Annotated in this window: 16 protein-coding genes; 8 read left to right on the top strand and 8 right to left on the bottom strand. The window is 41.6% G+C overall.

Annotation, left to right across the window (positions count from 1 at the left end; translation table 11 throughout):
- Positions 1-26: 26 nt before the first annotated feature.
- Entirely contained in the window at positions 27-563 is a 537-nt protein-coding gene (locus ACX6CI_RS09720; protein WP_458777967.1) for a DUF924 family protein, read from the bottom strand.
- A gap of 63 nt (positions 564-626) precedes the next feature.
- Complete coding sequence (locus tag ACX6CI_RS09715) at positions 627-3,704, bottom strand: translocation/assembly module TamB domain-containing protein (protein WP_458777966.1); 3,078 nt, start codon at positions 3,702-3,704, stop codon at positions 627-629.
- 251 nt (positions 3,705-3,955) lie between these two features.
- Between ACX6CI_RS09715 and ACX6CI_RS09710 the strand changes: the two genes are divergently transcribed.
- The 4 genes from ACX6CI_RS09710 to msrB all read left to right on the top strand — a co-directional run bounded on the left by ACX6CI_RS09710 (position 3,956) and on the right by msrB (position 7,707).
- Positions 3,956-4,651: a response regulator transcription factor gene (locus ACX6CI_RS09710; RefSeq protein ID WP_458777965.1), complete on the top strand. Its 696-nt coding sequence runs from the start codon at positions 3,956-3,958 to the stop codon at positions 4,649-4,651.
- 12 nt (positions 4,652-4,663) lie between these two features.
- Complete coding sequence (locus tag ACX6CI_RS09705; protein ID WP_458777964.1) at positions 4,664-5,752, top strand: sensor histidine kinase; 1,089 nt, start codon at positions 4,664-4,666, stop codon at positions 5,750-5,752.
- 201 nt (positions 5,753-5,953) lie between these two features.
- Positions 5,954-6,220: a hypothetical protein gene (locus ACX6CI_RS09700; protein ID WP_458777963.1), complete on the top strand. Its 267-nt coding sequence runs from the start codon at positions 5,954-5,956 to the stop codon at positions 6,218-6,220.
- Between the two features lie 401 nt (positions 6,221-6,621).
- Positions 6,622-7,707 (top strand): peptide-methionine (R)-S-oxide reductase MsrB, encoded by a 1,086-nt coding sequence (msrB, locus tag ACX6CI_RS09695; protein ID WP_458777962.1) that lies wholly within the window; start codon positions 6,622-6,624, stop codon positions 7,705-7,707.
- 120 nt (positions 7,708-7,827) lie between these two features.
- Here the strand turns inward: msrB and ACX6CI_RS09690 are convergent, their stop codons facing one another.
- The 3 genes from ACX6CI_RS09690 to ACX6CI_RS09680 are packed head-to-tail and all read right to left on the bottom strand — an operon-like array spanning position 7,828 to position 12,978.
- Positions 7,828-8,799, bottom strand: a complete 972-nt coding sequence (locus tag ACX6CI_RS09690) for a zinc transporter ZntB (RefSeq protein WP_458777961.1) — start codon at positions 8,797-8,799, stop codon at positions 7,828-7,830.
- A gap of 8 nt (positions 8,800-8,807) precedes the next feature.
- Positions 8,808-11,258: a mechanosensitive ion channel domain-containing protein gene (locus ACX6CI_RS09685; RefSeq protein ID WP_458777960.1), complete on the bottom strand. Its 2,451-nt coding sequence runs from the start codon at positions 11,256-11,258 to the stop codon at positions 8,808-8,810.
- Positions 11,259-11,289: 31 nt separating this feature from the next.
- Complete coding sequence (locus tag ACX6CI_RS09680) at positions 11,290-12,978, bottom strand: hypothetical protein (protein ID WP_458777959.1); 1,689 nt, start codon at positions 12,976-12,978, stop codon at positions 11,290-11,292.
- A 335-nt stretch (positions 12,979-13,313) separates the two neighbouring features.
- Here ACX6CI_RS09680 and ACX6CI_RS09675 point away from each other — a divergent pair, with 335 nt between their 5' ends.
- From ACX6CI_RS09675 to ACX6CI_RS09665, 3 genes are read left to right on the top strand one after another with little or no spacing between them, the layout of a single operon-like run.
- Positions 13,314-13,820 (top strand): ATP-dependent zinc protease family protein, encoded by a 507-nt coding sequence (locus ACX6CI_RS09675; RefSeq protein ID WP_458777958.1) that lies wholly within the window; start codon positions 13,314-13,316, stop codon positions 13,818-13,820.
- A gap of 8 nt (positions 13,821-13,828) precedes the next feature.
- On the top strand, positions 13,829-15,094 hold the full coding sequence (locus ACX6CI_RS09670) for a RimK family alpha-L-glutamate ligase (protein WP_458777957.1): 1,266 nt from the start codon (positions 13,829-13,831) through the stop codon (positions 15,092-15,094).
- A complete protein-coding gene (locus ACX6CI_RS09665; protein ID WP_458777956.1) occupies positions 15,087-16,166 on the top strand; it encodes a succinylglutamate desuccinylase/aspartoacylase family protein in 1,080 nt (359 codons plus the stop codon). Before ACX6CI_RS09670 ends, ACX6CI_RS09665 begins: the two co-directional genes overlap by 8 nt.
- Before the next feature lie 86 nt (positions 16,167-16,252).
- Here the strand turns inward: ACX6CI_RS09665 and mgtE are convergent, their stop codons facing one another.
- Positions 16,253-17,617, bottom strand: a complete 1,365-nt coding sequence (gene mgtE, locus ACX6CI_RS09660) for a magnesium transporter (protein ID WP_458777955.1) — start codon at positions 17,615-17,617, stop codon at positions 16,253-16,255.
- A gap of 517 nt (positions 17,618-18,134) precedes the next feature.
- Here mgtE and ACX6CI_RS09655 point away from each other — a divergent pair.
- Positions 18,135-18,794, top strand: a complete 660-nt coding sequence (locus ACX6CI_RS09655) for a rhodanese-like domain-containing protein (protein ID WP_458777954.1) — start codon at positions 18,135-18,137, stop codon at positions 18,792-18,794.
- 208 nt (positions 18,795-19,002) lie between these two features.
- Here the strand turns inward: ACX6CI_RS09655 and ACX6CI_RS09650 are convergent, their stop codons facing one another.
- Positions 19,003-21,462 carry a mechanosensitive ion channel family protein gene (locus tag ACX6CI_RS09650; RefSeq protein ID WP_458777953.1) on the bottom strand — a complete coding sequence of 820 codons (2,460 nt, stop codon included), beginning with the start codon at positions 21,460-21,462 and terminating at the stop codon, positions 19,003-19,005.
- A 223-nt stretch (positions 21,463-21,685) separates the two neighbouring features.
- Positions 21,686-22,453: a hypothetical protein gene (locus ACX6CI_RS09645; RefSeq protein WP_458777952.1), complete on the bottom strand. Its 768-nt coding sequence runs from the start codon at positions 22,451-22,453 to the stop codon at positions 21,686-21,688.
- Positions 22,454-22,707 lie beyond the last annotated feature (254 nt).

Below are 22,707 nucleotides of genomic sequence, written 5' to 3'. Positions count from 1 at the left end.
TTTCCCTGTAAGTGAGGTCTGTTTCATTAAAAGCTGGAGTTTGGTTGCTTTAGAAATTCGATTTCTTCTCTGGTTGAGGTACGGCCTAGTATCTCGTTTCTATGGGGAAAACGACCAAAACGTTCTATGATTGTCTTGTGTTTTAACTCCCATTCAAGTGTAGTTTCTACCCCATGACGGGTGTAGAGCTGTTCTGCAATTTCATGTATTGCAAGGGACTCACTGTGCATATATGGCAGGTACAAAAAACCTCTTTCGGTTGTTTCCAGAAGTTGGTCAACTCCTTGAGCAACAGCCTCCTGGGCAAGTGTTAGTGTCATCTGATCATTGCTAAAAGCAAGAGGTGAATCCCTGAACATATTTCTTGAGAACTGATCGAGCACAATAATCTCAGCGAGGCGGCCTTGAGGGCTTTCTCTCCAGGAAAAGAGTTCACACCGCACGGCCTGTTCATGGATGTGAGAGAACCTTTCTCGTATATGCTGATCAAAATCATCACTCTTTTTAAACCATTGAGCTGGTTTGATTTCCTCAAACCAAAATTTCAATATTTCACTATACATTCTGCCCCCTTACTACGTTGTGTCGCTGGTCGTGACATATCAGAGCCCCTTGCAAAAGGCTCACTACTTAAAAAGATTTTGTAGTAGCTTTCCTGCCTGGTCCCCGAGCTCCTTTGTCCCTGCTTGCAGGGCAAGGTCACCGAGGGCTTTTTGCACAAATGATTTACTAATAGCTGGTTTGGATACCGTTCCGCTGATGGGGACTGTGATGTATGTGCCCTCAAGATACTTATATATTTTGCTACTTACCATTTTACGTGTAACCGGTATTTTTACTACATAATCAAGACTCTGATCAAAGCCGACTGATCCTTCAAAAATGATAGAGTAGTATTCATTGATGCTCGCTGTAAGAGCAGAACAGGTAACCCTTCCGTTTGCACCGGTAAAGGTCATGGGCTCATTGCTCAGTGTTATACTGTCCTCGTCAGTCTTCATAATCGTTAGAAGTGGAGACAAAAGAGAGCCCGCTTGAAGCTGTACCTTGTCAAAGATAAATGCCCCTGTAAAGCTCACATCTTTTTGCTGATCTTGTCCAACGGGCCAGCTCATATGTTTCATGTTGAGATTGACTTTTCCTGATGTGGTTGCAGCTCCCTTAAAAAGTGGATGGACTTTAGAAAGCAAATCGTTGGCCATATCTTCTGTCAGCTCAACATCTTTAAGTATGGAGCTGTTTTCCGGGAGGGAGGCAACGGGGTAATCGCCTGAAAAATCCACTGTTGGTTTTAAGGTCATAAGGCCATTGTTGACCTTGGCGTTAAAGTCAATTGCACCAATTGAGTCCTTTAATCTGATTGGTAAGTCAAGTGACGTTATATTCAGACCATAACCCACAATGGTATCAGCATGAAATGAGGTGCTGAACTCGGTGACTTTTGGGATCTCTGTCCACTGTCCGCCCTTTGTGTTAGTTTGTAATTCAAATGGTTCTGAAGAAACCCCGGTCATTTCAAGATTAAGGTCTGCATAGGATTGCAGTTGTTGACTCAGGACTTTTAGATCAAATGTACTTTTTCCATCAGCTGTAAGGTACTGTTCCTTATTTTTGGTTAACATCTCGCCCTTACTGGCAAGGGCCACGGGAGTAGATGCAAAGGTGAGATTTTTTAAGTCATATTTTTTCTCTATGAGATCTATATGTGCATCGACCTCCATGTTTACACTATCATCTGTGTATTTTTTACCAGAACTTGTATAGGTAAACGGGCTTGCGTTGAGTGAAAAATGGACAGTCGGGGTTTCAATATTTTCTCCATCAACTTTTGCTGTCAATTTAAGTGGGCCAGAAAGATGCTGCTCTTTTGGAAGAGACTCCATGGAGTGGAGCAGGGTGGTTAGGCGGTCAAGGTCAAAATTACCTTTTAAATGGCCTTGCTTTATAATCCCTGGTGTCTCTTTAGTACTTGGGACAATAGAATTGGCTGTTACAGTACCTTGCCCCAGCCATGAAGCAAATTGAAGCCTGGTGTTACGTATCTCTTTTAGAATGGAGTTGTTTTCAAGGAGCAACTCACTTGCAAAATTAACGGACAATGTGTCTTTTGGGCTGATCTCGGCCTTGTCGTAAGAAAGCCTAAAGCCATCGACAAGCAGGTTGCCGGTAACTTGTGTAGTATTAGCCTCATTACCTGTAGTGGTCAGTGTGAGGTTAAGTTTTCCGCCTGATTCAAGTCCATCAAGATCAATAAACTTACCAAGTTCTTTAAGAGCTGCATCAATATCGGATTTGACGTTGAGCTGCATGGCGCTACTATTACCGCTTCCCTTAGCTGTGAGAAAAGAAGATGTCATAGCAAGGTTGTCAAGATTGATGGTTTTATTATTTTGACTGCCAGCAATGTTGATGTCTACAGGTTGGTTTAGTGATATCTTTTTCTTCCCTGCTGTGCCTATTAAACGTTTAAGATGACCATTTGCATTGAAAAGAGTCTCACCATTGTTGTTAGTAAGGTTTGCATCAATATCGATCATACCATCTGACACCTGCATATCTTTTTGCAAATTAAGGGTCGCTGGAAATTGGGAGAAAATTTCAGCAATATCAATTTTTCCCTTCGCAGTGAGGGTTTGCAGGATGTTGTCACGTGCCTTGGCTGAGATATCTACTGTGGCAAATGGTGAGTTGAGTTTAAGAGCTTCTATTTCAAGATTGTCATTTTGAGTTATCGCATTGAGATGTACTGTAAACTCTTCTATAGATGGCGTATCAGAGAGCAGGGGACCACCATGTAATTTAATTGCACTTCCGGTCAGATTGCCAGTAAGCGTTAATGCAGATACGCCTTTACCTGTCAGTTGCAAGGTGCCATTAAGTAGCCCCTCTCCTTCAGGACTATCGGCTCTTGATGCTGCAAGGTCAAGAAAATCAGCAATTTGCCACTCGGATATTGAAATATTAGCCTGTGATTCTAGTTTTTTAAGGTCAACCGCTCCACCCTGTGGAAGAACTAAATCGCCTTCACCTGTAAACGTGCCAGCAGCCTGACCATTGTTAAAGGATAGTTTGTAGTTGAGTGCTCCTGCTGGGCCATCAAGCTTAAGATGTACATCCAAATTTTCTATGATTGATTTTTCAACATTACCGGGCTCGACGGTTATGAGGGAGCCTTCTGTGATGTTTATCTGAACATTTATTGGTGGAAGTGTTGGAAGTGCAGGAGTTTTTGAAGGCTCACCTTCTGTCTCTGCCTTATTCTTTGATACCGTTTGTGGGCTGGGTGTTTCAACCTTTTTAGCTGGCTTGACTATTGTCTCGGATGCAGATACTTCCTTTTCTGGGATGGTTATTCTGGCCTGTGGCCTGGTTATGTTGATAACCCCACCATCCTTGTAGTTTGTTGCCAGGGTAAAGAGCCCCTTGGAGGTGGATACGTCATCCACAGTGAAAATAATGCCTTGAAGTTGATCCTGGTATTGGAGATTTGCAATGTGCAGACCTTTGGTCCATGAGAGCTCTATATTAGAGAAGTCTACCTGGCCTGGAACTTTTTCGCTGATGATGGCTTTGATTTTTTCACTCACAAAGCTTGTCGAACTTAATTGTGGAATAAATAGTACAATCAACAAAAGGATAAAAAGAACACCAAGACCAATTTTCAGAGCAGGGGAGCGTAATAACGAAGGTTTTGTTTGTGCCATTATATATTTCTCCAAGGGGATAAAATGAGCAACCGTAACTACATGTAATTATACTATTATAAACAAGTTATTTACGAAAGTTTCAGTGTAATTAAAGAGTGATTCATTCTAACATTATTTTGCTGCCGGGATGGAAACATTTTTCATAAAGGCGAAGAATACTAAGCAATATTTATCTCAATTCTTATACTTTTATGCATGTTCGTTCTTCTATACAATATGTAGCTCATAAATCTGGAGAAAAATACGCAATGCTTGAAAGTCCCATTCTTATAGTGGAGGATGACAAAAACACCTCTACGTTGGTTGCAACCTATTTAGAACAAGAGGGTTTTAACACCATTGCGGCCTATGATGGGGAGAGGGCCCTATCCCTTGCCAGGTTAAAGAATCCCGGATTTGTAATTTTAGATATAATGTTGCCAAAGGTGGATGGTTGGGAGATTTGCAGGGAGTTACGAAAATTTTCTGATGTCCCCATCCTTATGCTCACCGCACGGGAAGAGGAGATTGACCGTATTCTTGGCCTTTCCCTGGGGGCTGATGACTATGTGGTAAAACCCTTTAGCCCGCGGGAACTTGTTGAGAGGGTTAAGGCAATCTTGCGTAGGACACAGCCAAGAAAAATTGTAAGTGAGACAAATAAGGTTCTACGGCATGGAGGACTGAGCGTTGATCCTCAAAAGTGTAAGGTCATCCTTGATGACAAGGTTATAAGTCTGACGACGTCTGAATATAAACTGTTACATATCTTGATGTCCTCACCTGGACAGGTGTTTTCGAGAGACGCCCTGTTAGCGAAATTTTACGAACATGGTGAGACTGTCGTTGAGAGGGTAATAGATGTACATATAGGTAAAATCAGGCAAAAAATTGAAGTGAATCCAGCACAACCAAAGTTTATCCTCACTGTTCGCGGGTTTGGTTACACTTTTACAGAAGGGTAAGGGTAGTCTGCTATGAAAAACCGTCTACTCTGGAAGTTACTCCTGACTAATGTTGTCCCTGTTATTCTTGTAATCTTTCTCATTGTCTGGTTTGCGGTTGACAAGCTTGCCGCAAATTATTTTATGGCGCTGATGGACACCTATGATGTTTCTCCGGACGAAATACATCATATGTTTCTGACCTCCATCCATTACTATCTTATCTGGGCTAGCCTTGCAGCTTTAGGGCTTGCCATTATTCTGAGTTATCTGCTTACAAGAAGGGTATTGCGGCCGCTTTCTCAAATGACTGCTATCACCAAAGAAATCGCTGCAGGAAAGTTTTCTTTAAGGGCAGAGGTAACAACAAATGATGAGGTGGGGGAGCTTGGATATGCATTTAACAGTATGGCGGATAGCCTCGAACAGATTGAACAGTTGAGGAAAACCATGGTGGCTGATGTTGCCCATGAGCTACGGACTCCTTTGACCAACCTGCGTGGGTATCTTGAAGCACTTAACGATGAGGTTATTCCGCCAACACCAGAAACCTTCCAAATGCTCCAGCAGGAAAATTTACGCCTTGTCCATCTTGTCGAAAACCTCCAGCAGCTGGCAAGAGCAGATGCCGCCAGGGCCTATCTTAAACGAGAGAAGATCTCCCTTCGGGAGCTTGTTATGCAGATGGTGGAGTTGCAAATCCCCAATTTTAGTAAGAAGGAAATTGAGATGTCCACACCCGCTTCTGAGAAAGAGTACTGGGTGATGGCTGACCCTGACAAGATACTACAGGCGCTTAGAAATCTGGTGGAAAATTGTTGGAAATATACTGAGATCGGAGGACGTGTTGTTATTGATATATCGCCCGTTAAATCGGGGGTTAAGGTGGATTTTCAAAATAGTGGACCTGGTATTTTAGAAGAAGATCTTCCCTATGTGTTTGAGAGATTCTTTCGAGCTGACAAGTCCCGTTCAAGGGGTGCTGGTGATGCAGGAGGCGCAGGTATTGGTCTTGCCATCACTAGAGAACTCATTGAGGCACATGGTGGTAAGGTTGGGGCAAAGAGTATTCCCGGAGAGACTCATATCTGGTTTACCCTGCCTCAGAATAATTCTAACTAGCTGTACACTTTCGTATCATATTCACTTCATAATGGTGGAGTGCACCTCAAATAGAGAAGAAAATTTTCTTTATCTAATCTTTACATTTCCTTTAAACTCCCTTTACATCTGGTCCCCATAGTACTCCGTAAGAGGAAAGACCTCTATCTGTAACAATAGAAAAAGTCGAAACAAAAGACCAAAATTTTACGGGGGATAATCATGAAACGATCTACTTTGAATTTGATGTCTGCAGCAATGTTGGTAAGCCTTTTTGCATTAACAGCATGTGCAGAACAAGATCATATGGCTAAAGACACTATGGATCATATGGACAAGGCATCAATGCACACTGAGATGAAAGATGAAGGAAAAATGATGGTCAGTGAAATGGAAAAGCCAATGGCAGAAGATATGACTGGCAAAGCTGAGACAATGAAGGATGAGATGGAGAGTAGTATGGGCAGTGACATGAAAAAAATGGAGTAGGTGATCTGTTCTATCTTGTGTCTAGCCAATAACAACTCTTAGGAGGAAGGAATATGAAGATTTTTGACGTATTCATTGTACTGGTTGTATCATCTCTTCTATCATTTGCAACGGTCTCCCTGGCCATGGAGTCTCAGCAGAATCAGGCGACGTTCGAAGTGGGATGATACGATGTTGGAAAAGCTGTCCTGGATGGGCAGCCTGGAGTTATTGAAGTGGATAAGGGATGGCGGAACGGTCGTGAAATAAATAGTGTGGTGTATGATCCGGGCAAAATATCTATTGAGTCCATGGAACGATCCCTGAAACAGTCAGGGACTTATATACGCACTGTCCCAGGTGAGCCAAACTAGGGTAGGTGTAATTTTAGATTCATATAATAAGACGTTGTGGAGGTTACAATGAGATCTCTTGTGATAATATTCGTATGTGTGTTGTCTGCAGCTGTGGGTACTGTGGTGGCTAAAAGTATGCAAACTGCAGGGGCTGTAAAAGATAGTAAAGTGGTGGAAGCTCTAGAAGGTACTACAGCCACAGCGATTGTAGCAGGAGGTTGCTTCTGGTGTATGGAAAAGCCTTTTGAAGAGCTTGAAGGTGTAAGTAGTGTTGTTTCAGGCTATTCAGGAGGAAAAACGGCAAATCCGACCTATAACACCTATATGAGAGATGGTCATATTGAAGTAGTAGAAATCACATATGATCCAACAGTTGTCAGTTTTAAGGAGTTGCTTGATGTGTACTGGAAGCAGGTTGACCCAACCGATGCTGGTGGACAGTTTGTTGATCGTGGACACGGCTATACCACTGCCATTTTTGTAGATAATGCGGCAGAAAAACAGATTGCTCTGGAGTCAAAACGAGAAATTAATGAACGCGGTGTTTTTGCGAAGACAGTTATTACACCAATACTTGATGCAGCGCCGTTTTATCCAGCTGAAGAATATCATCAGGACTACTATAAGAAAAATCCTATCAGATATAAGTATTATCGATCGCGTTCTGGCAGGGACAATTTCCTTACGAAAATATGGGGTTCCGATAAAGAAGAAGAGTTGAAAGTAGTGGAAAAAAATGGGCTGAAGAAAAAGCTTACTCCCCTTCAATATGAAGTGACTCAAGAAGAGGGGACTGAGCCTCCATTTAGTAATTTGTATTGGGATAATAAAAAAGCCGGAATTTATGTTGATATAGTTTCAAATGAGCCGCTTTTCAGCTCAAAAGATAAGTATGATTCGAAGACCGGTTGGCCAAGTTTCTCAAGACCTCTTGTGAATGAAAATATTGTTGAAAAAGATGATATATCTCTTTTCTCTGTGCGCACTGAGGTTCGAAGTAAAAAGGGTGACTCCCATCTGGGACATGTCTTTGAAGATGGTCCTGCACCGACAGGGTTGCGCTACTGTATCAATTCTGCCTCGCTTCGTTTCATTCCGGTGGAAAAACTTGAAGCGGAAGGGTTCGCTCACTTTGCTCAAAATTTTGAATAAGCTGTTACGTGAAGTAGATGTCTTCTCCTGAAATGTGCCAATATTTTTTATGATCTTTAACGGGCGCTGTTGGAGGTACTCAACAGCGGCCTGTTATTCCGTTAGAGCGCCTCAAAAACCTTATATCCAACGTTTTTTACGAAAATAAAAAAATTGGCCAATACAAACAAGTATAAGCAGCAGAATAACAATCAGAAAAGCCCACCTATAGGTTGCGCCGGGAATTCCTCCAACATTAATTCCAAGCAATCCGGTAAAGAAACTCAGAGGTAAAAAAACGGCGGTGATAATTGACAACACATACATACGAGAGTTGAGTTGAGCAGATAAAGAATTTGTGAGTTCCTCTTGGGCCACGCTAGCTCTGTCTCTTAGGGAATCGAGATGTTCAACAATTCGTATAAGACTATTTGCTGTTTCGTGTAACGGTCTTTCATCTTTAGTACTAAACCAGGTGAGACTATCAACCTGCAGTCTTACTATTGCCTCTCTTTGAGGAGCCAGATAACGACGAAGGATAATTGCATCTCTGCGTATAGCTGATATCTGCGAGCGAAGAACAGCTTCATGAGATGAGAAGACCTGTTCTTCCAGAGTTGATATGTTATCCTCTATTTTATCAACGGCTTCCTCTATGTACGATGTTAACAGCTCATTAATCATTACGATGAAATTGCTCGGTGAAACGGGCCCCCTTCCTTTAAGCAACATTTTTTTAAGTTCGCTGACAGAGAGAAGAGGACGTTTTCTGGTAGTTATGATTCTTCCTTTTTCTACCCAGGCTCGCAAGGAAACCATATCTTCGAGATCTGCACCTGGATTAAGGTTAACACCTCTCAAGTTTAATAGTAGTCCTTCACCGATGACAGTCGATCGAGGTCTTGTTTCCTCGGTTAAAAGTGCCTCAACAATAAATGGATCCAGATCACTTTTATCCTGGAGCCAAGTAACTGTCTCTGGAGACATATATGATAGATGAATCCAAATTGTTCCACTTTCCTCAGTCCAGGCATTGATTTCGTCCCAAGTCAATTCACGGCCACCACCATTGCCATTAAATAAAACCGCATGGATTAACCCATCATTTTTCATACTCTGCCTCACTCTTCAGTCAATTGTGTATTTCTGCGAATTTGATCAGCAGCCTCATCATCTACAGACCGAAGATGGAGATCAGATTGCGGGAACGGAATCTCTATGTTGTTCATTGAGAATTCATTATCAATATCTTGATTTAAATCACTTAACACCTGTAGCTTATCAAGAAATTCAGGAATCCATACACGAAGTTCAAAATCGAGCGAACTGGTGCCAAAAGCGAGAAAAAGCGCAGAAGGTTTAGGGTGGCTGAGTACCATGGGGTTCGCATTTCCACAGGTCTCAAGGATTTCCATAACTTTGCTGACATCTGTACCATAAGCAACACCAATCGGGATTTTAACTCGTACCCTCCTGTCACCCAGAGTCCAGTTAGTTACCTGTCCTGTAACAAGATCAGAATTAGGAACAACTATTTCTGCATTATCAAAAGTCTGTATAATCGTAGCACGCAAGCCGAGTTGCTTAACCTCGCCCCATTCTGAGCCGAGTTGTATGGTATCACCAACTTTAATAGGCCTTTCAAAGAGTAAAATCAGACCACTTGCAAAGTTATTGACGATTGCCTGTAACCCAAAACCGATACCGACACCTAGAGCGCCACCCAGTAAAGTAATCTGGTTGAGTTGAAAACCAAGCACCCTCAGCATGATCAGAAAACCGCAGGCCAGAATAGCATAATGGGCCAGGCGTGTGATAGATAGTTGCACTCCCTTTTCAGCCTTATATCGAGGGAGTATATTTTTTAAAAGCAGTGCCTGTATAGCTTTTGAGGTAATAAAGGCACCATAAAAGACAATCACTACAGTTAAAATAAATTTAAATGAGATATGTAGACCAGCAAAGTCAAAGCCGAAGTTGTTAATTCCAACAAATGCAGTAGGAATGGTGGGGTAAATATCCCAGATGACACTTTGAAGAGTAATTAATATGACTATATGCAACCATCTTATGACAGGCTGAATACTCTGTATGATATCAGAGAAATTTTCTTTGATCAGTGTAAATGGCAACAGAGACAAAATGAGTTCCAGCAGACCAAGATGAAGACGATACAGCACCCAAATCACTAAACATCCAATTATTGCAGAGAGTAAAGTAGAAAAAACTATAATCGCTAACTGATTGTATCCTATCAGTCCTGAAACAATTATTACTGCAGGAAAAATTCCCCACCCTCTCTGTTTCCAGACATCGCTGAAATTTTTACCTCTGGTAGAGGGAAGTTTAAATAGATAGTAGAGAAAAGCCACGATAGAGACATAAAACACATAGAGTAAAACTACCATCCGCGGAAGGTCCAACAGGAACAGAATCATGCTCATACTTAAGAAAAACGTCAGTTGATTGAGTAATTTTCTTTTCACTCTGTTGAGCATGAGGTGCTTCGTCAGGCGCATGACTGCAATTAATGTAAGTACATGCAGCAGTGCCTCCCATTGTTCGGTTAAATTCGTGTTGAGAGGAAATATATTGGCAATTGCATTAACACTCGAACACATAAAGATAGCTGTAGCAATCGGACGTTTAGCAAAAGGTTGCCAGTGTGAGTCTGAAGAAATGAGATCTTTTGTCTTGCCTATGGCGAAACAGATGAGAGCAAATCCGAAACAACTTACTAACAGATAGCGGAGATTATTTTGCAGGTTTTCAGAGCGATCCCAAAAGAATTGCTTAGTTTGCTCATAACTCTTCGAAACCATATCAATACTGAGTAAGGAGTAAAAATCATTAGAAAGCATTGAAGGGGATGTCTGCTGAACGAAGGTTTCTTTAATATCTATATCCAAAGATTGAAGATCAGAATCTATTGAATAGAGAATGATCTGCATGTCTCCAATTTTCTTCCCTATAGATAAGACCGATTTGAGATGTGTTTCTACAATCAATAGAGCTTCGTTAACGGTATCTACTAATTTTGCATGTTGTTCTACTCCCAGCATCAGTGGGAAGTCTTCATGTTGCTCGATTGCAAGAATCTGTTCTTTTTTAGTTATCCATTGCTTCCTGGAGTCGGACCAAAAAGAAATAAGTGCGTTGATTGGTTCGGTAATGTTTTTAAGGCGCCCCTCCAGTCTCTGAGTCTTCTCCTGTAGGTTAGTTACTTGAAAAGGTTGTATGTCTGGATTCGTCTGAGCTATTGTCGTATCCCACCTGATCGCTTCTGTCTCAGCAATCAATTGTGGAATGTTTCCTTCAATCGACGTTATCTTCTTATCTTTGGCAATTCTATTTTGTAGATCGATGAGTTCTTTGGGTAGTATGCTTGCCCATGAATAGAGATCTATGAATGTTGTTTTTTGTTTCTCTGTGGGGACAGCTACTTTTTCTTCGGCCGCAGCAGAAACATGTAATGAGCAGGCAAGAAGAATTGCAATGATCACAAATCTACATGCAAAATAAGAGATTTTTTTCATTCGTCCGTAAAGGAATTGATTTAAAATACTATTCATACCCCCAGCAATACAAAAACCTATAACGCATTCATTTTTCGGCTCTATGTACAGTGAGCTGGGGGAAGGGGATTTCCCAATCATTTTGTGTGCAGCAGTCAACACACCATCGCTGTATGGCCCTTTCCAGTCTTTTATACAGATCAGCCATGCGTCCTTCAAAATCGGCTAGAATTATCAGATCGAGTGAAGAAGAATTGGCCTGGAAGAACTCTACCTGGAGGTTAAGACAGCATTTATCATACCCTTCTTCGGCTATTTTTAATTCTAGAAAATCTTTCAATACTTTTGGAATCGTGGATGTTACTTCATCTTGTACTTCATAGCTGAGTCCAAAGGTTACCCGTATCCTGAAGTTACGAGAAAGGTTGGCAGGACACGCTTGAAGAAAGGTTTCTGTTGGGTACGTTATTCTTCTTCCTCCGCGTTCAACCAGTTCAACCTGCTCGTGGGAGAGACTGACAACCCTTGCCCGAGATGATGAACCAACGACAACCCAATCGCCTTTTTTACAAGGAAACCAGGGCTCATCCTGATTATAAGGACGTGAGATAAGGCTAATCAAATCTTCAATAGGCAAACGCAATTCAACCCCTAGAGAGGGGTTGACGAGTCTGCTAAATACATTAATAGATTCGACCTTCCAGGGGACCCCGTGTAACATAATTCGTTCACCTTCGCGAACAGAACCAATATTGAGCATCAACCTTCCTTGTTGCCATAATTTCGGTAAGGCTTGGCGGATTGTCCAGGCAAGGCCCAGAAAAAAAATAATAGCCATGCTTAACAGGAACCAGTCCTCAGCCAGGTAAAGGACAAAAAACAGGCCAATAACAGCGAGAACTACAGACAATACTTGAAATACGACATATAAAAACCTGAGTTTAAGAGACCGCTGTTCATTGGTTGAACTTAATCTCAGCAAGGCTTTGGCAAGCAACCGGTATAATAACCGACAAGACATCAGGATTACAAAAAAAGCCAGAATTGCGGAAAACAGATACAACCCCCTGTTACGAAAAAATTCCCGGAGTGAGTTGCTTGTACTTTCGATAAAAGAGAACTCCTGCGTCTTTAGATGGGCCAATTCTCTTTCAGCGAGTTCTAGTTTATTGCCAAGCCTTTTTTGAATGTTAAGCCACTCTGGTTGCAGGGCTTTAATCTCTTTTCCAACCTGTTTATCTTCGGTCTCTTTTAGTACAACTTCCAGGTGATCGACTGCCTGTATTGCAGTTGTCTCTAATAAGCGCAGCTCAGCAATCTTGTCTTTTAGGTCTGATTTTTGTCTTGATCTAATCGTAAATCTTTTCAGTTCTTTGATTGCCGGCTCTACAAGAGTGGCCAGCTCATTCTTCCAGCTGAATGTTTCTGGTTTTTTTTCCACAAACAGTGCTGGCTCTACTCCTGTTGCAATGCGCTCAAAATCGTTCACGGTTTCTGACAACTGCCTGTCAAGCTGAGAAATTTCTTCCTTAATGACGCTTTTTTCTGATTCTGATTTACTGTTGGTTAACTTCTTCTGAGATATTCGAATTTGTTCTTTCAGGTTGTTCTGAAGCTCAAGCAGAGACGTAAGCATAGTTGTAACGTCATTTCCTGGTTCAATCGTTGGTAGCTCTTGTGGAGCAACTGTGGAATCTGTTGATGTGTCCGCCCAGGAATGAAAGGGGTATAAATGAAATAGAGTACAGCAGACAATTATAAGTATTTTACTGTGCATGGTATGTAACCTTGTCTCTTTTGAGGACCAGACTGTTCTGAAGCCTGACTGGATAACATTCGATACAAGCACTATTTTTCAAGTAATATCGGCAGTTATTTAAGTTCATATCTCGGTAAAAGAGGAGCAATATATCAAAATCTTATGATAGACTAGACTATGGTCCTCTTTCTTAATTAAAAACTGTTTTCTATAGCATTAGAATAACATATAGTCGTTAATAGTTATTCTTAATTAGTTGAGGATAATGATTGAAACAAGAGCAAAAACAGTAAAAAGTAGTATTACTTCAACGGAACACAAAATAACATCAATAGAAAAAGGTATGAGAAAAGATGGTTAAATTAGAGCAAAGCAATTTACCTGTTATTGGTTGGCGAGAATGGGTCGGTCTGCCTGAAATCGGTATTGAAAGAATCAAAGTTAAAGTCGATTCCGGTGCACGCTCATCATCCTTGCATGCCTTCGAATTGAAAACATTTGATCGGGATGGGGACCAATGGGTCCGCTTTAACGTTCATCCTCTCCAACGCTCCCATGAAAAAAAAATGGTTGTGGAGGCGAAAATTCTTGAATTCAGGTCTGTTAAAAGCTCAAGCGGTATTGCAAAGATGCGACCTGTAATTATTACCGAGATCGAATTACTTGGTAAGAGATGGCCTGTTGAATTAACACTTGCAAGTCGAGATAATATGGGTTTTAGGATGCTTCTGGGGCGTGAAGCATTCAGAGGACGATTCCTCGTTGACGCTGGTAAATCTTATTATGGTGGCAGACCAAAACGAAAGAAAACGGTTAAAACACCAAAACGTAAAAATACAGATAGTAAATCTCAAAAATAAGGGCGATTATGAAACTGGCTATTCTCTCATGTAACGCTAACAGTTACAGTACTCGTCGACTGCGTGAAGCTGCTCTGCAACGTGGACACAACGTTAAGGTTTTAAACACGTTAAAGTTTGCAATTGATCTGGATCAGGGGATGCCTGATCTCTACTTTCGTCAAAAGCGTCTTTCTCAATATGATGCGGTCCTGCCAAGAATAGGTTCATCCATCACCTACTATGGTACCGCAGTTGTACGGCAATTCGAACAAATGGATGTGTTTTGCGCAAACTCATCTGCGAGTATCGGTAACTCAAGAGATAAGTTAAGAAGCTTACAAATACTCAGCCGCCATTCCATTGGCATTCCTCAAACCACATTTGTCAGAGATAAAAAAGATGTTCTCCCCGCAATAGCGAGAGTTGGCGGAGCCCCTGTTGTAATCAAATTGATTGAAGGGACTCAAGGAATCGGTGTTATTCTGGCGAACTCCATCAGTACTGCAGCTGGCATCATAGAACTTTTACAAAGTCAGAAACAGAGTGTTCTTATCCAGAAATTCATTAAAGAAAGCAAGGGAAGGGATATAAGAGCCTTTGTTGTTGGTGATAGAGTGGTGGGGGCAATGCGAAGAGTAGCTCAAGGACAGGAGTTTCGAAGTAATGTCCACAGGGGAGGTATTACTGAGCCTGTAGAGCTAGATGATGTTTACAAAGAGACTGCTGTGCGAGCATCCCAGATTTTAGGACTTCGAGTGGCCGGAGTGGATCTACTTGAAGGAAAAGATGGTCCGCAAATAATGGAAGTCAATTCTTCACCAGGCTTGGAAGGAATTGAGGGGTGTACACAACTCGATATTGCCGGATCAATAATTGACTATATTGCAGCTCAGGTGGATTTTCCTGAAATTGATCTTCGTCAACGCTTAACCGTGAGTAGTGGATACGGAGTTGCTGAAATCCATATTCCTGAGGGGTCTGAATATGTAGGAAAAACTATTACTGAATCAGGTCTGAGAGAAAAAGATATTACGGTACTGACTCTTCATCGAAATACTAAAGTCATACCTAATCCCAAACCTAGTCGAGAATTGCTCGCAGGAGATCGCCTGCTCTGTTTTGGTAAGCTTGAACTAATGCGTGGCATGACTCCAGGAAAGGTTCGCCGTAAACGCCGGCCAAAAGTTAAAGATTTGCCTGAACTTCCTGTAGCTGATGAGGTATATAAAGAATCGGGAACAATCGAATCCGTCTCAATACCATCAGATAAGGGTATGACCAACAATGAGTAAGTTAGAATCCCGTAAATCAATATCCGATTGGTTTGGCGAAAAAATTGAACTTGGTGAATCACGTAATGTTCAGCTTACTATAGGCGAAAGTTATAGTAGCAGGAATGTTGAAATACAGATTCACATTCGTCGTGCAATTCAAGATGGTCCAGTAGTTTTTGTTACAGCCGCTTTACACGGTGACGAAATTAATGGTTGTGGAGCCATTCGACAATTGATTCAGGACGAGGAGTTTCAATTACTGAAAGGTACAATTGTTTTAATCCCGGTTCTGAATCTTCCTGCCTTTGAGCGACACTCTCGTTACCTGCCGGATCGTCGTGATTTGAACCGCTCGTTTCCTGGCTCTGCCGATGGGAGCCTGGCCAGTAGAATGGCATTTACAATTTTCAACGAGATTGTAATGAGGTGTGATTATGGTATCGATTTACATACAGCATCAGTGAGACGAACTAATTATCCTACAATTCGGGGTGATTTAACAAATCCTGAAGTGCGCAGAATTGCAGAGGCATTTGGTGCAGAAATTATTATCAACGGAAAAGGCCCTAAAAATTCATTCCGCCGTGAAGCGTGTCGTGCAGGTTGTCCAACCATCATCATGGAAGGTGGAGAAGTTTGGAAAGTTGAACCCGGCATTGTAGAAACTGCAGTTCGTGGAATAAAAAACGTGCTCATCGAACTGGAAATGTTGGACTCTGATATAGAAAGTCCTCCTTATCAGATAGTAATTGAGAAATCAAAGTGGATTAGGGCTGAACAGGGAGGTTTTCTCGATTTTCATATCCAACCTGGTGATATCGTAGAAAAAGATCAACCACTTGCGACCAATACAACAATTATTGGCGAAGGACAGAGTACTGTTCATTCTCCATTCAATGGTGTCGTGATGGGAATGACCAGTCTACCTTCCATCAGTCCTGGTGAACCTATATGCAACCTCGGTAAATTACCGAGAAAATATAGTCCAGATAAACTCGAGAAATTACGATCAAAAGAAGATGGCCTTGAGCTGCAGGTCATGGAGGAACTAGGTTCTAGTGTTCTCTTAACCGAGCCACCTGAAGAGTAATATGTAGAACGTTGAGGTGTTTAAAGAGAATACATACTTTAAACACCTCTTTAGTCTTGATAGCAACGAAGCTGAGAAGGCAAGTATCACATGCCTCCTAGTTGTGTTAAAACGGCACTTGCAAAACTCAAAACGAAGAAAAAACCACACATATCTGTGACAGTGGTGAGCAGTGGTCCTGAAACAAGAGCTGGGTCAAGCTTAAACCTTTTTAAAATGAGTGGTAACATTCCACCGAGACTTACAGAAACTAGCGTATTTGCTGCTAACGCTCCTCCAACAACAAAACCAAGCCAGGGATTTCCTTTCCATAAATACGCAACCCCACCAAGCAGCAAGCCGAGCACCAGGCCATTTATTACGCCTACTTTAGCCTCTTTGGCCAGAACCCAGAGTAACTCCTTTGGTCGAACTAAACCGAGTGAAAGTTCACGCATTGAAACAGCGACAGCCTGATTACCAGAACAGCCACTCATGTCACTCACCATTGGTAAAAAAACAGCTAAGGTAATCACCGCAGCGAGAGTGTCCTGGTAGAGAGCGATAACACTCGCAGCGATAATATTGAGAACAATATTAAGACTTAACCAGGACAGGCGTCGTCCTGAGCGAGAAAGTAAAGGCATTGTTCGAAATTCTTCGCCACCAATAATTCCACTCAATCGCAGAAATGCTTTTGTCTTCTGTTTGTTATCGGCCTCCTCAATACTTCTGGGTAAAACCACACCAACGAGCTTTCCTGCTCCATCCACAACTGGTGCACCAAACAGGTGATGATCTTCAAAAAATTCTTTCAGTTCTCGTAAAGTAGCAGTATCCGAAACACTGAGAGGGGTTTTGATCATAACCTCGGTAAGTTTGGTGTCTCTCGCCGGAAATAGCAGATCATGAATGCGAAGTACACCGACGAGCTGTTTTCTTTTGTCAGTCACATAAAAATACTGAACATTATAATCTATGTATTTTTGACTGTTTGCTTGTAAGTCATTCAGGACATCACCAATGGTGTTTTCTGAAGGGTAGGCAAGAAACTCTGATATCATCAAGCCACCCGCACAATTTGGATCGTAAGCCATCATGAGTCGTGCTTCTTCTGCATCGTCATGGGACATGTTCGATAAGATAGCATTGCTTGCGCCACTATCCATTTCACCTAACACATCAGCTAGGTGATCACTGGCGAGTTCCTCCATTATTGCAGCTGCTTGGTCAGACGGCATATCTTCGACCATATCTGCCGCCTGCTCCTCAGGTATGTCCTCGATAACATCAGCAGCATCCTGAGGACTCAATAGACTAAACAAGCTCAGTCTATCGCGCTCAGAAAGTCTTGAGACGACCCGAGCTGTGTCCTGGGGACTGAGTGTTTCAAAGAATGTAGCTAATTCGGAATTTTCCTTTGCAGATATCAGTGCACTGAGAGTTTCCAAGGAAGTGTTTTCATCAACCATTTTATACCTTGTTCAATTTCATGGATAGACAGCGTATGTATTTAATAATAAACTGTAAAACATGATGGTTTTTTTTGTGTTAGTTGCTTGCCAGTATACATTTTCGTAGATAACTGGAAGATCAACGATATGTAGCGAGAGTATGTTTTGTTTTGACTCCTGTTGTTAGGCGTGGTATCACTATCGTTGATGTGCATCATAATTGTTAATGATGCTACTCTTTTCAACCGAGCAAATCGAACAACTTGTCAAGCAATAGGTTATTCACTTACCCTTAAAGGAGGTTGGCCAATGCAGCCCTGCATATTTTGTTGGAGATAAGTATAAAACTATTTCATAGTGACAGGTAGTATGAATTTGAACTTCAAAAAACCTCTTATACGCAATTGACTCTGCTGATTACTTCTTGAAATATTAATGTCTCACTCCGAAGGAAGTTGTTTTATCGATATGATTATGGCTTTCAATAGGCATGCAGATTTTAGTTACTCTTACAATACATATTAAAGGAGCTACAATGAAATCTAAACTATTATTATGCACGATTGTGTCATTTATAATTCTGGGATCAGGATTTACCTTTGCGTATGAAAATGTCACCGCCGAGGAAGCCTACTATATGGTAAACGACGGGTATGCCATTCTGATTGACGTAAGAACATTGGAAGAATGTTCTTGGGTAGGGATGCCGTATGTCGGGATCGATGGGCTTTATGTCATTCCTTGGCTCACTAAAACATTCAGTGCAGATGGGACGGTGGTAACTGAGAATAACCCCAATTTCGGAGCATTAGCACTCCAGGAGTTTGGCAATGATAAAGACCAGGCGCTTATAACGATGTGCCGCAGCGGCGGTCGAAGTACCGCTGCCGCATTGTTTCTCGAAGACCTCGGATTCACCAACATTTACGAGCTTGATAACATATTGAAAGAAGAAGAGAACAGCAAGGGCGGCCGTGGTGGATTTCAGGGAACATTATATGACAACGTCTATGAAGGATACAGAGGGTATCCCACCAGGCTCCCTCAGAACCGAAGTCCACATAAAGTAACTGTTCAGACCAGGACGGACCGCATCGAGAATCCAGAATCATCCGTGTCCTGGATGGATACGGGGCTTCCCGTAACCCAGGATTTGGCTGATGCCATCATACCTGTACTGCCGCCTTCCGAGTAACAGACGGGGTTTTCTGTTAGCGTAACTGTATTCGCCCATCGTATATGGGTAAAATCTGGCAGGGTATGCTGCCGAGGTCACATAATTACTGCCAATAGAGCGACCTGTGGGGTGTGGGGGATTTATCCCCGCACCCTCTTTAGGTAACACGTGAAAATCACTGATAGAATAAAATGCAAAAGAAAAATTGTAGTATTATCCTATCAGTTTAAGTGGTAAGTATATTGTTTTGTAGTTTTTCTTCTCTCGACGTACCACTTAACTTTGCAGCAGCAGACTCATCCACTGTACGCAAATGGAGGTCCGACTGAGGGAATGGAATCTCAATATTGTTGAGTGAAAATTCAGAATCAATGTCCTGGTTTAAGTCACTCAGCACTTGGAGTTTATCGAGAAACTCTGGAATCCAAACACGTAATTCAAAATCAAGGGAACTGGCGCCAAAGGCAAGGAACAACGCACTTGGTTTTGGGGTGCCAAGAACCATAGGGTTGGCATGTGCGCAGGATGTGAGAATTTCTATAACACGGTTCACGTCAGTCCCATATGCAACCCCAACAGGTACTTTTACCCTGACCCTGCGATCCCCAAGTGTCCAATTTGTTACCTGACCTGTGATAAGATCAGAGTTTGGGACGACAATTTCTGCATTATCAAAGGTCTGAATGATGGTTGCTCTTAAACCAAGACCTTTAACTTCGCCCCATTGTTCACCGATCTGGATGGTGTCACCAACCTTAATAGGTCTTTCAAACAGCAAAATAAGACCACTTGCAAAATTATTGACTATAGCCTGAAGTCCAAATCCGATACCAACCCCCAGGGCGCCACCAAGTAGGGTAAGTTGGTTAAGCTGAAAACCGAGGACCCGCAGCATAATGAGAAATCCACAGGTCAAAATTGCGTAGTGGGCGAGGCGGGTAACGGAGGCTTGTACACCTTTTTCCGCTTTATAGCGTGGAAGAATATTTTTAAGTAGCAGTGTCTGCACTGCTCTTGATGTAATTAAGGCTCCATAAAAGACAAAGGCCACCGTAAAAATAAAACGCAGGGAGATATGGAGTTCACCAATATCAAAGCCAAGATTATTTATGCTTAAAAATGCTGTGCTGATATTAGGATAGATGTCCCAAATAACACTCTGAATGGTAATGAGAATGAAAATATGTAACCATTTTATGATGGGTCGAACACTCTGCAGTATCTCTACATAGTTTTCCTTAACGAGGTTTGACGGTAACAATGAAAGTATCATGTCGATAAATCCAAGGTTAAACCGGTAGAGAACCCAGATAACGAGACAACCAATGACTGAGGAGAGCAGGATAGAAAAGGTCATAATGGCAAGGTGGTCGTATCCTGTCACCACAGAGATAATGACAAAGGCTGGTAATACCCCCCAGGCTCTCTTTCTCCATACTTCTTTTAGATTTTTGCCTCTTGTAAATGGAAGTTGGAAGAGATAGTAGCAAAAGGTAACTACTGAGACATAGAAGACATAGAGGAGTAGTAAAATCTGTGGCAGGCCTAAAAGTAGGATAACAACGGCTCCACCCATAAATAAGGCCAATTTGTTTAAGAGTTTACGCCTATCTATGTCCTCCATTAAAAATGTGTTGATTCGTGTGATAGCAATCAGCGTGATTACCTGAAGAAGTGCATCCCACTGTTCGGGGAGTTCAGCTTTGAGCGGTAAGACGGTGACAATGGCGTTAATGGTTGATGCCATGAATACTGTTGTGGCGATGGGCCGTTTACTAAAAGGCATCCACTCTGAATTTGGACCAATCAGATGTTTTGATTTAGATATCACAAAGCACAGTATTAAAAAAACGGTACAACCTACAATCAGGTAGTGGAGATTATCTTTGACACTTTTAAGACGTCCCTCAAAAAAGAGTTTGGTTCGATTGTAACTCTGGACAATAATGTTACGATTTAAGCGGGAATAAAACTCAGCAGATAACATTGATGGGGCGGTCTGTTGAACTGAGGTACTTTTTAACTCCTCGTCTAAAGCCTCCAAGTTTCCGTCAATGGTGTAGAGCGATATTTGCAATTCTCCGATAACTTTTCCAACAGTAAGGGATAATTTGAGGTGGCTTTCAATGAGAGAAATTGCTTCGTCGATAGTACTCAGTAGCTTTTTATGTTGTTCTGCACCTAAAATAAGTGGAGTTTCTTTGTTTTCATCCATGAGAAGAATTTGCTCTTTTTTTCTGAGCCATTCTTTTCTTGTGGCCGACCAGAATGAGATTGTCTCATTGATGTAATCTGTGTTTTTCTTTAGGCGAGCTACAATCTTTTGTGTTTTGTTTTGAAGGCTTGTTATCTGTAAAAGTTGAAGGTCAGGGCTCGTTTGAGCCATTGTGGTATCCCATCTGATGGTCTCAATATCATTTTCTAAAGCCGGGAGCTCTTTTTGAACTGCTATGATTCTCTTGTTATTAGATATTTCGTTTTGCAGGTCAATAAGTTCTTTAGGAAGAATAGTGGCCCATGAGTAGAGATTGATGAGGGTTGTCTTCTCTTCAACAGTTGCAGCTATTTTCTTATCTGTTTCTACAGGCGTCACCTCTTCGGCACTGTATGATACCAGAGGGAGCATAAGGACCATGAGGAGCAGCAAAAGAACAGTCTGGAGGGTGGGGTGTGATAATTTTCTCATAAACCCTGTTAGTGTTAAATGAAAAGGGGGAACTGCATCATCGTAAACAATAGTATCAAAGTAGAGAGGGTATGTATGAAGTTCTTAGTATCTTAACATGATAGTAATACGAACTATTACAAGTTTTACGATTGTTATACAGCAATTTTTTTAAGTCCTGTTAACAGGGAACGAACACTAAAATATTTCTGAATACGTCTATACCTGAAGCTTGTCTCAGTTATTAATGAGGGTAAATAGATACGCCACTGATGTTGTAGGCATCGCACCAATACTGCTTGATCACCCCTTCTTGTTTCATCTCTTGTAAGCTTTCAGCCATCTGAGGAATCAGGTAGCTGAAATTTTTATGGACATAGGGATGTACATCCATTTCTGCCAGTATTCCTGCAGGAGCTATGTAATGTTTAAATTCATCAGAATTCAAGTAAGGTAAGGCTTCCAGGTAGGTCATGATTAAAACATCGGTGTATGCAGATTTTAATTTATAAAAGCCGCTCTCCGCTGTAACGGCAGTGCTGATTTGCGTCTGTTTAAATAGAGAATTGAGATATTTCTTTGCAGTCTGGTAACCTTGAATATATTCCACATTCGGATTAAATTTCAATAAATCCTGCCAATCTTTGATGCCTTCATACATAATAGGATGTGATCTTCTCGTAAGCGCTATCACCTTTAGGGTGTAGAGTGATTCCGGGACTCTGATCTGGTTATGAACCTTTTCCTGAAATGTTTTAACCTGCTTCGCCTGACCTGCAATAAGGCCTGATTCAGCCTCATAATTTGCACGCCTGGAGGGCATTGACAAGAGTTCAAAAGAATACCCCATTCTGGAAAATAGATCCTTATACAATAGGTCCATCCAATGATAGAGCGGGGTGTCTGGAGTGTCGTCTGTCGAAAAGATTACCTTGTCGGAGGTGTTAACGGGGGCACTTATATCTGTTGTTGAAGCAGTAGCTGAACTCACCATCCATAGTATGAGTATCATATATAATCTGAAAAAAAGTACCATTGCTGACTTTCCGGTAATTTTATGTGTACTGAGTTAATTTTTCCTGTGATGCTGGTTTATTATATGCAAAAACGTCCCGGTGTAAAAGGTCTTAAGTTCAATTTTCTGTTACACTGGCTTTTAGTAATGCTTTTTTAGGGGATGCTGGTCAATGGAAATTGTAGTCATGTTGACTTATATTTGAAGATGTGAAGGACCAAATGATATTGTTGAATTTTTGTGAGCAATGA

The organism is Desulforhopalus glucosivorans (genome assembly GCF_054397165.1).
This window is presented reverse-complemented; position numbering and strand designations above follow the sequence as displayed.

Excerpts from the sequence above, each read along its gene's own strand:
- ACX6CI_RS09700 (WP_458777963.1), top strand. The coding sequence starts at position 5,954 with ATGAAACGATCTACTTTGAATTTGATGTCTGCAGCAATGTTGGTAAGC.
- ACX6CI_RS09685 (WP_458777960.1), bottom strand. The coding sequence starts at position 11,258 with ATGAATAGTATTTTAAATCAATTCCTTTACGGACGAATGAAAAAAATC.
- ACX6CI_RS09720 (WP_458777967.1), bottom strand. The coding sequence starts at position 563 with ATGTATAGTGAAATATTGAAATTTTGGTTTGAGGAAATCAAACCAGCT.
- ACX6CI_RS09705 (WP_458777964.1), top strand. The coding sequence starts at position 4,664 with ATGAAAAACCGTCTACTCTGGAAGTTACTCCTGACTAATGTTGTCCCT.
- ACX6CI_RS09670 (WP_458777957.1), top strand. The coding sequence starts at position 13,829 with ATGAAACTGGCTATTCTCTCATGTAACGCTAACAGTTACAGTACTCGT.
- mgtE (WP_458777955.1), bottom strand. The coding sequence starts at position 17,617 with ATGGTTGATGAAAACACTTCCTTGGAAACTCTCAGTGCACTGATATCT.
- ACX6CI_RS09680 (WP_458777959.1), bottom strand. The coding sequence starts at position 12,978 with ATGCACAGTAAAATACTTATAATTGTCTGCTGTACTCTATTTCATTTA.
- msrB (WP_458777962.1), top strand. The coding sequence starts at position 6,622 with ATGAGATCTCTTGTGATAATATTCGTATGTGTGTTGTCTGCAGCTGTG.
- ACX6CI_RS09645 (WP_458777952.1), bottom strand. The coding sequence starts at position 22,453 with ATGATACTCATACTATGGATGGTGAGTTCAGCTACTGCTTCAACAACA.
- ACX6CI_RS09690 (WP_458777961.1), bottom strand. The coding sequence starts at position 8,799 with ATGAAAAATGATGGGTTAATCCATGCGGTTTTATTTAATGGCAATGGT.
- ACX6CI_RS09715 (WP_458777966.1), bottom strand. The coding sequence starts at position 3,704 with ATGGCACAAACAAAACCTTCGTTATTACGCTCCCCTGCTCTGAAAATT.
- ACX6CI_RS09655 (WP_458777954.1), top strand. The coding sequence starts at position 18,135 with ATGAAATCTAAACTATTATTATGCACGATTGTGTCATTTATAATTCTG.
- ACX6CI_RS09675 (WP_458777958.1), top strand. The coding sequence starts at position 13,314 with ATGGTTAAATTAGAGCAAAGCAATTTACCTGTTATTGGTTGGCGAGAA.
- ACX6CI_RS09665 (WP_458777956.1), top strand. The coding sequence starts at position 15,087 with ATGAGTAAGTTAGAATCCCGTAAATCAATATCCGATTGGTTTGGCGAA.
- ACX6CI_RS09650 (WP_458777953.1), bottom strand. The coding sequence starts at position 21,462 with ATGAGAAAATTATCACACCCCACCCTCCAGACTGTTCTTTTGCTGCTC.
- ACX6CI_RS09710 (WP_458777965.1), top strand. The coding sequence starts at position 3,956 with ATGCTTGAAAGTCCCATTCTTATAGTGGAGGATGACAAAAACACCTCT.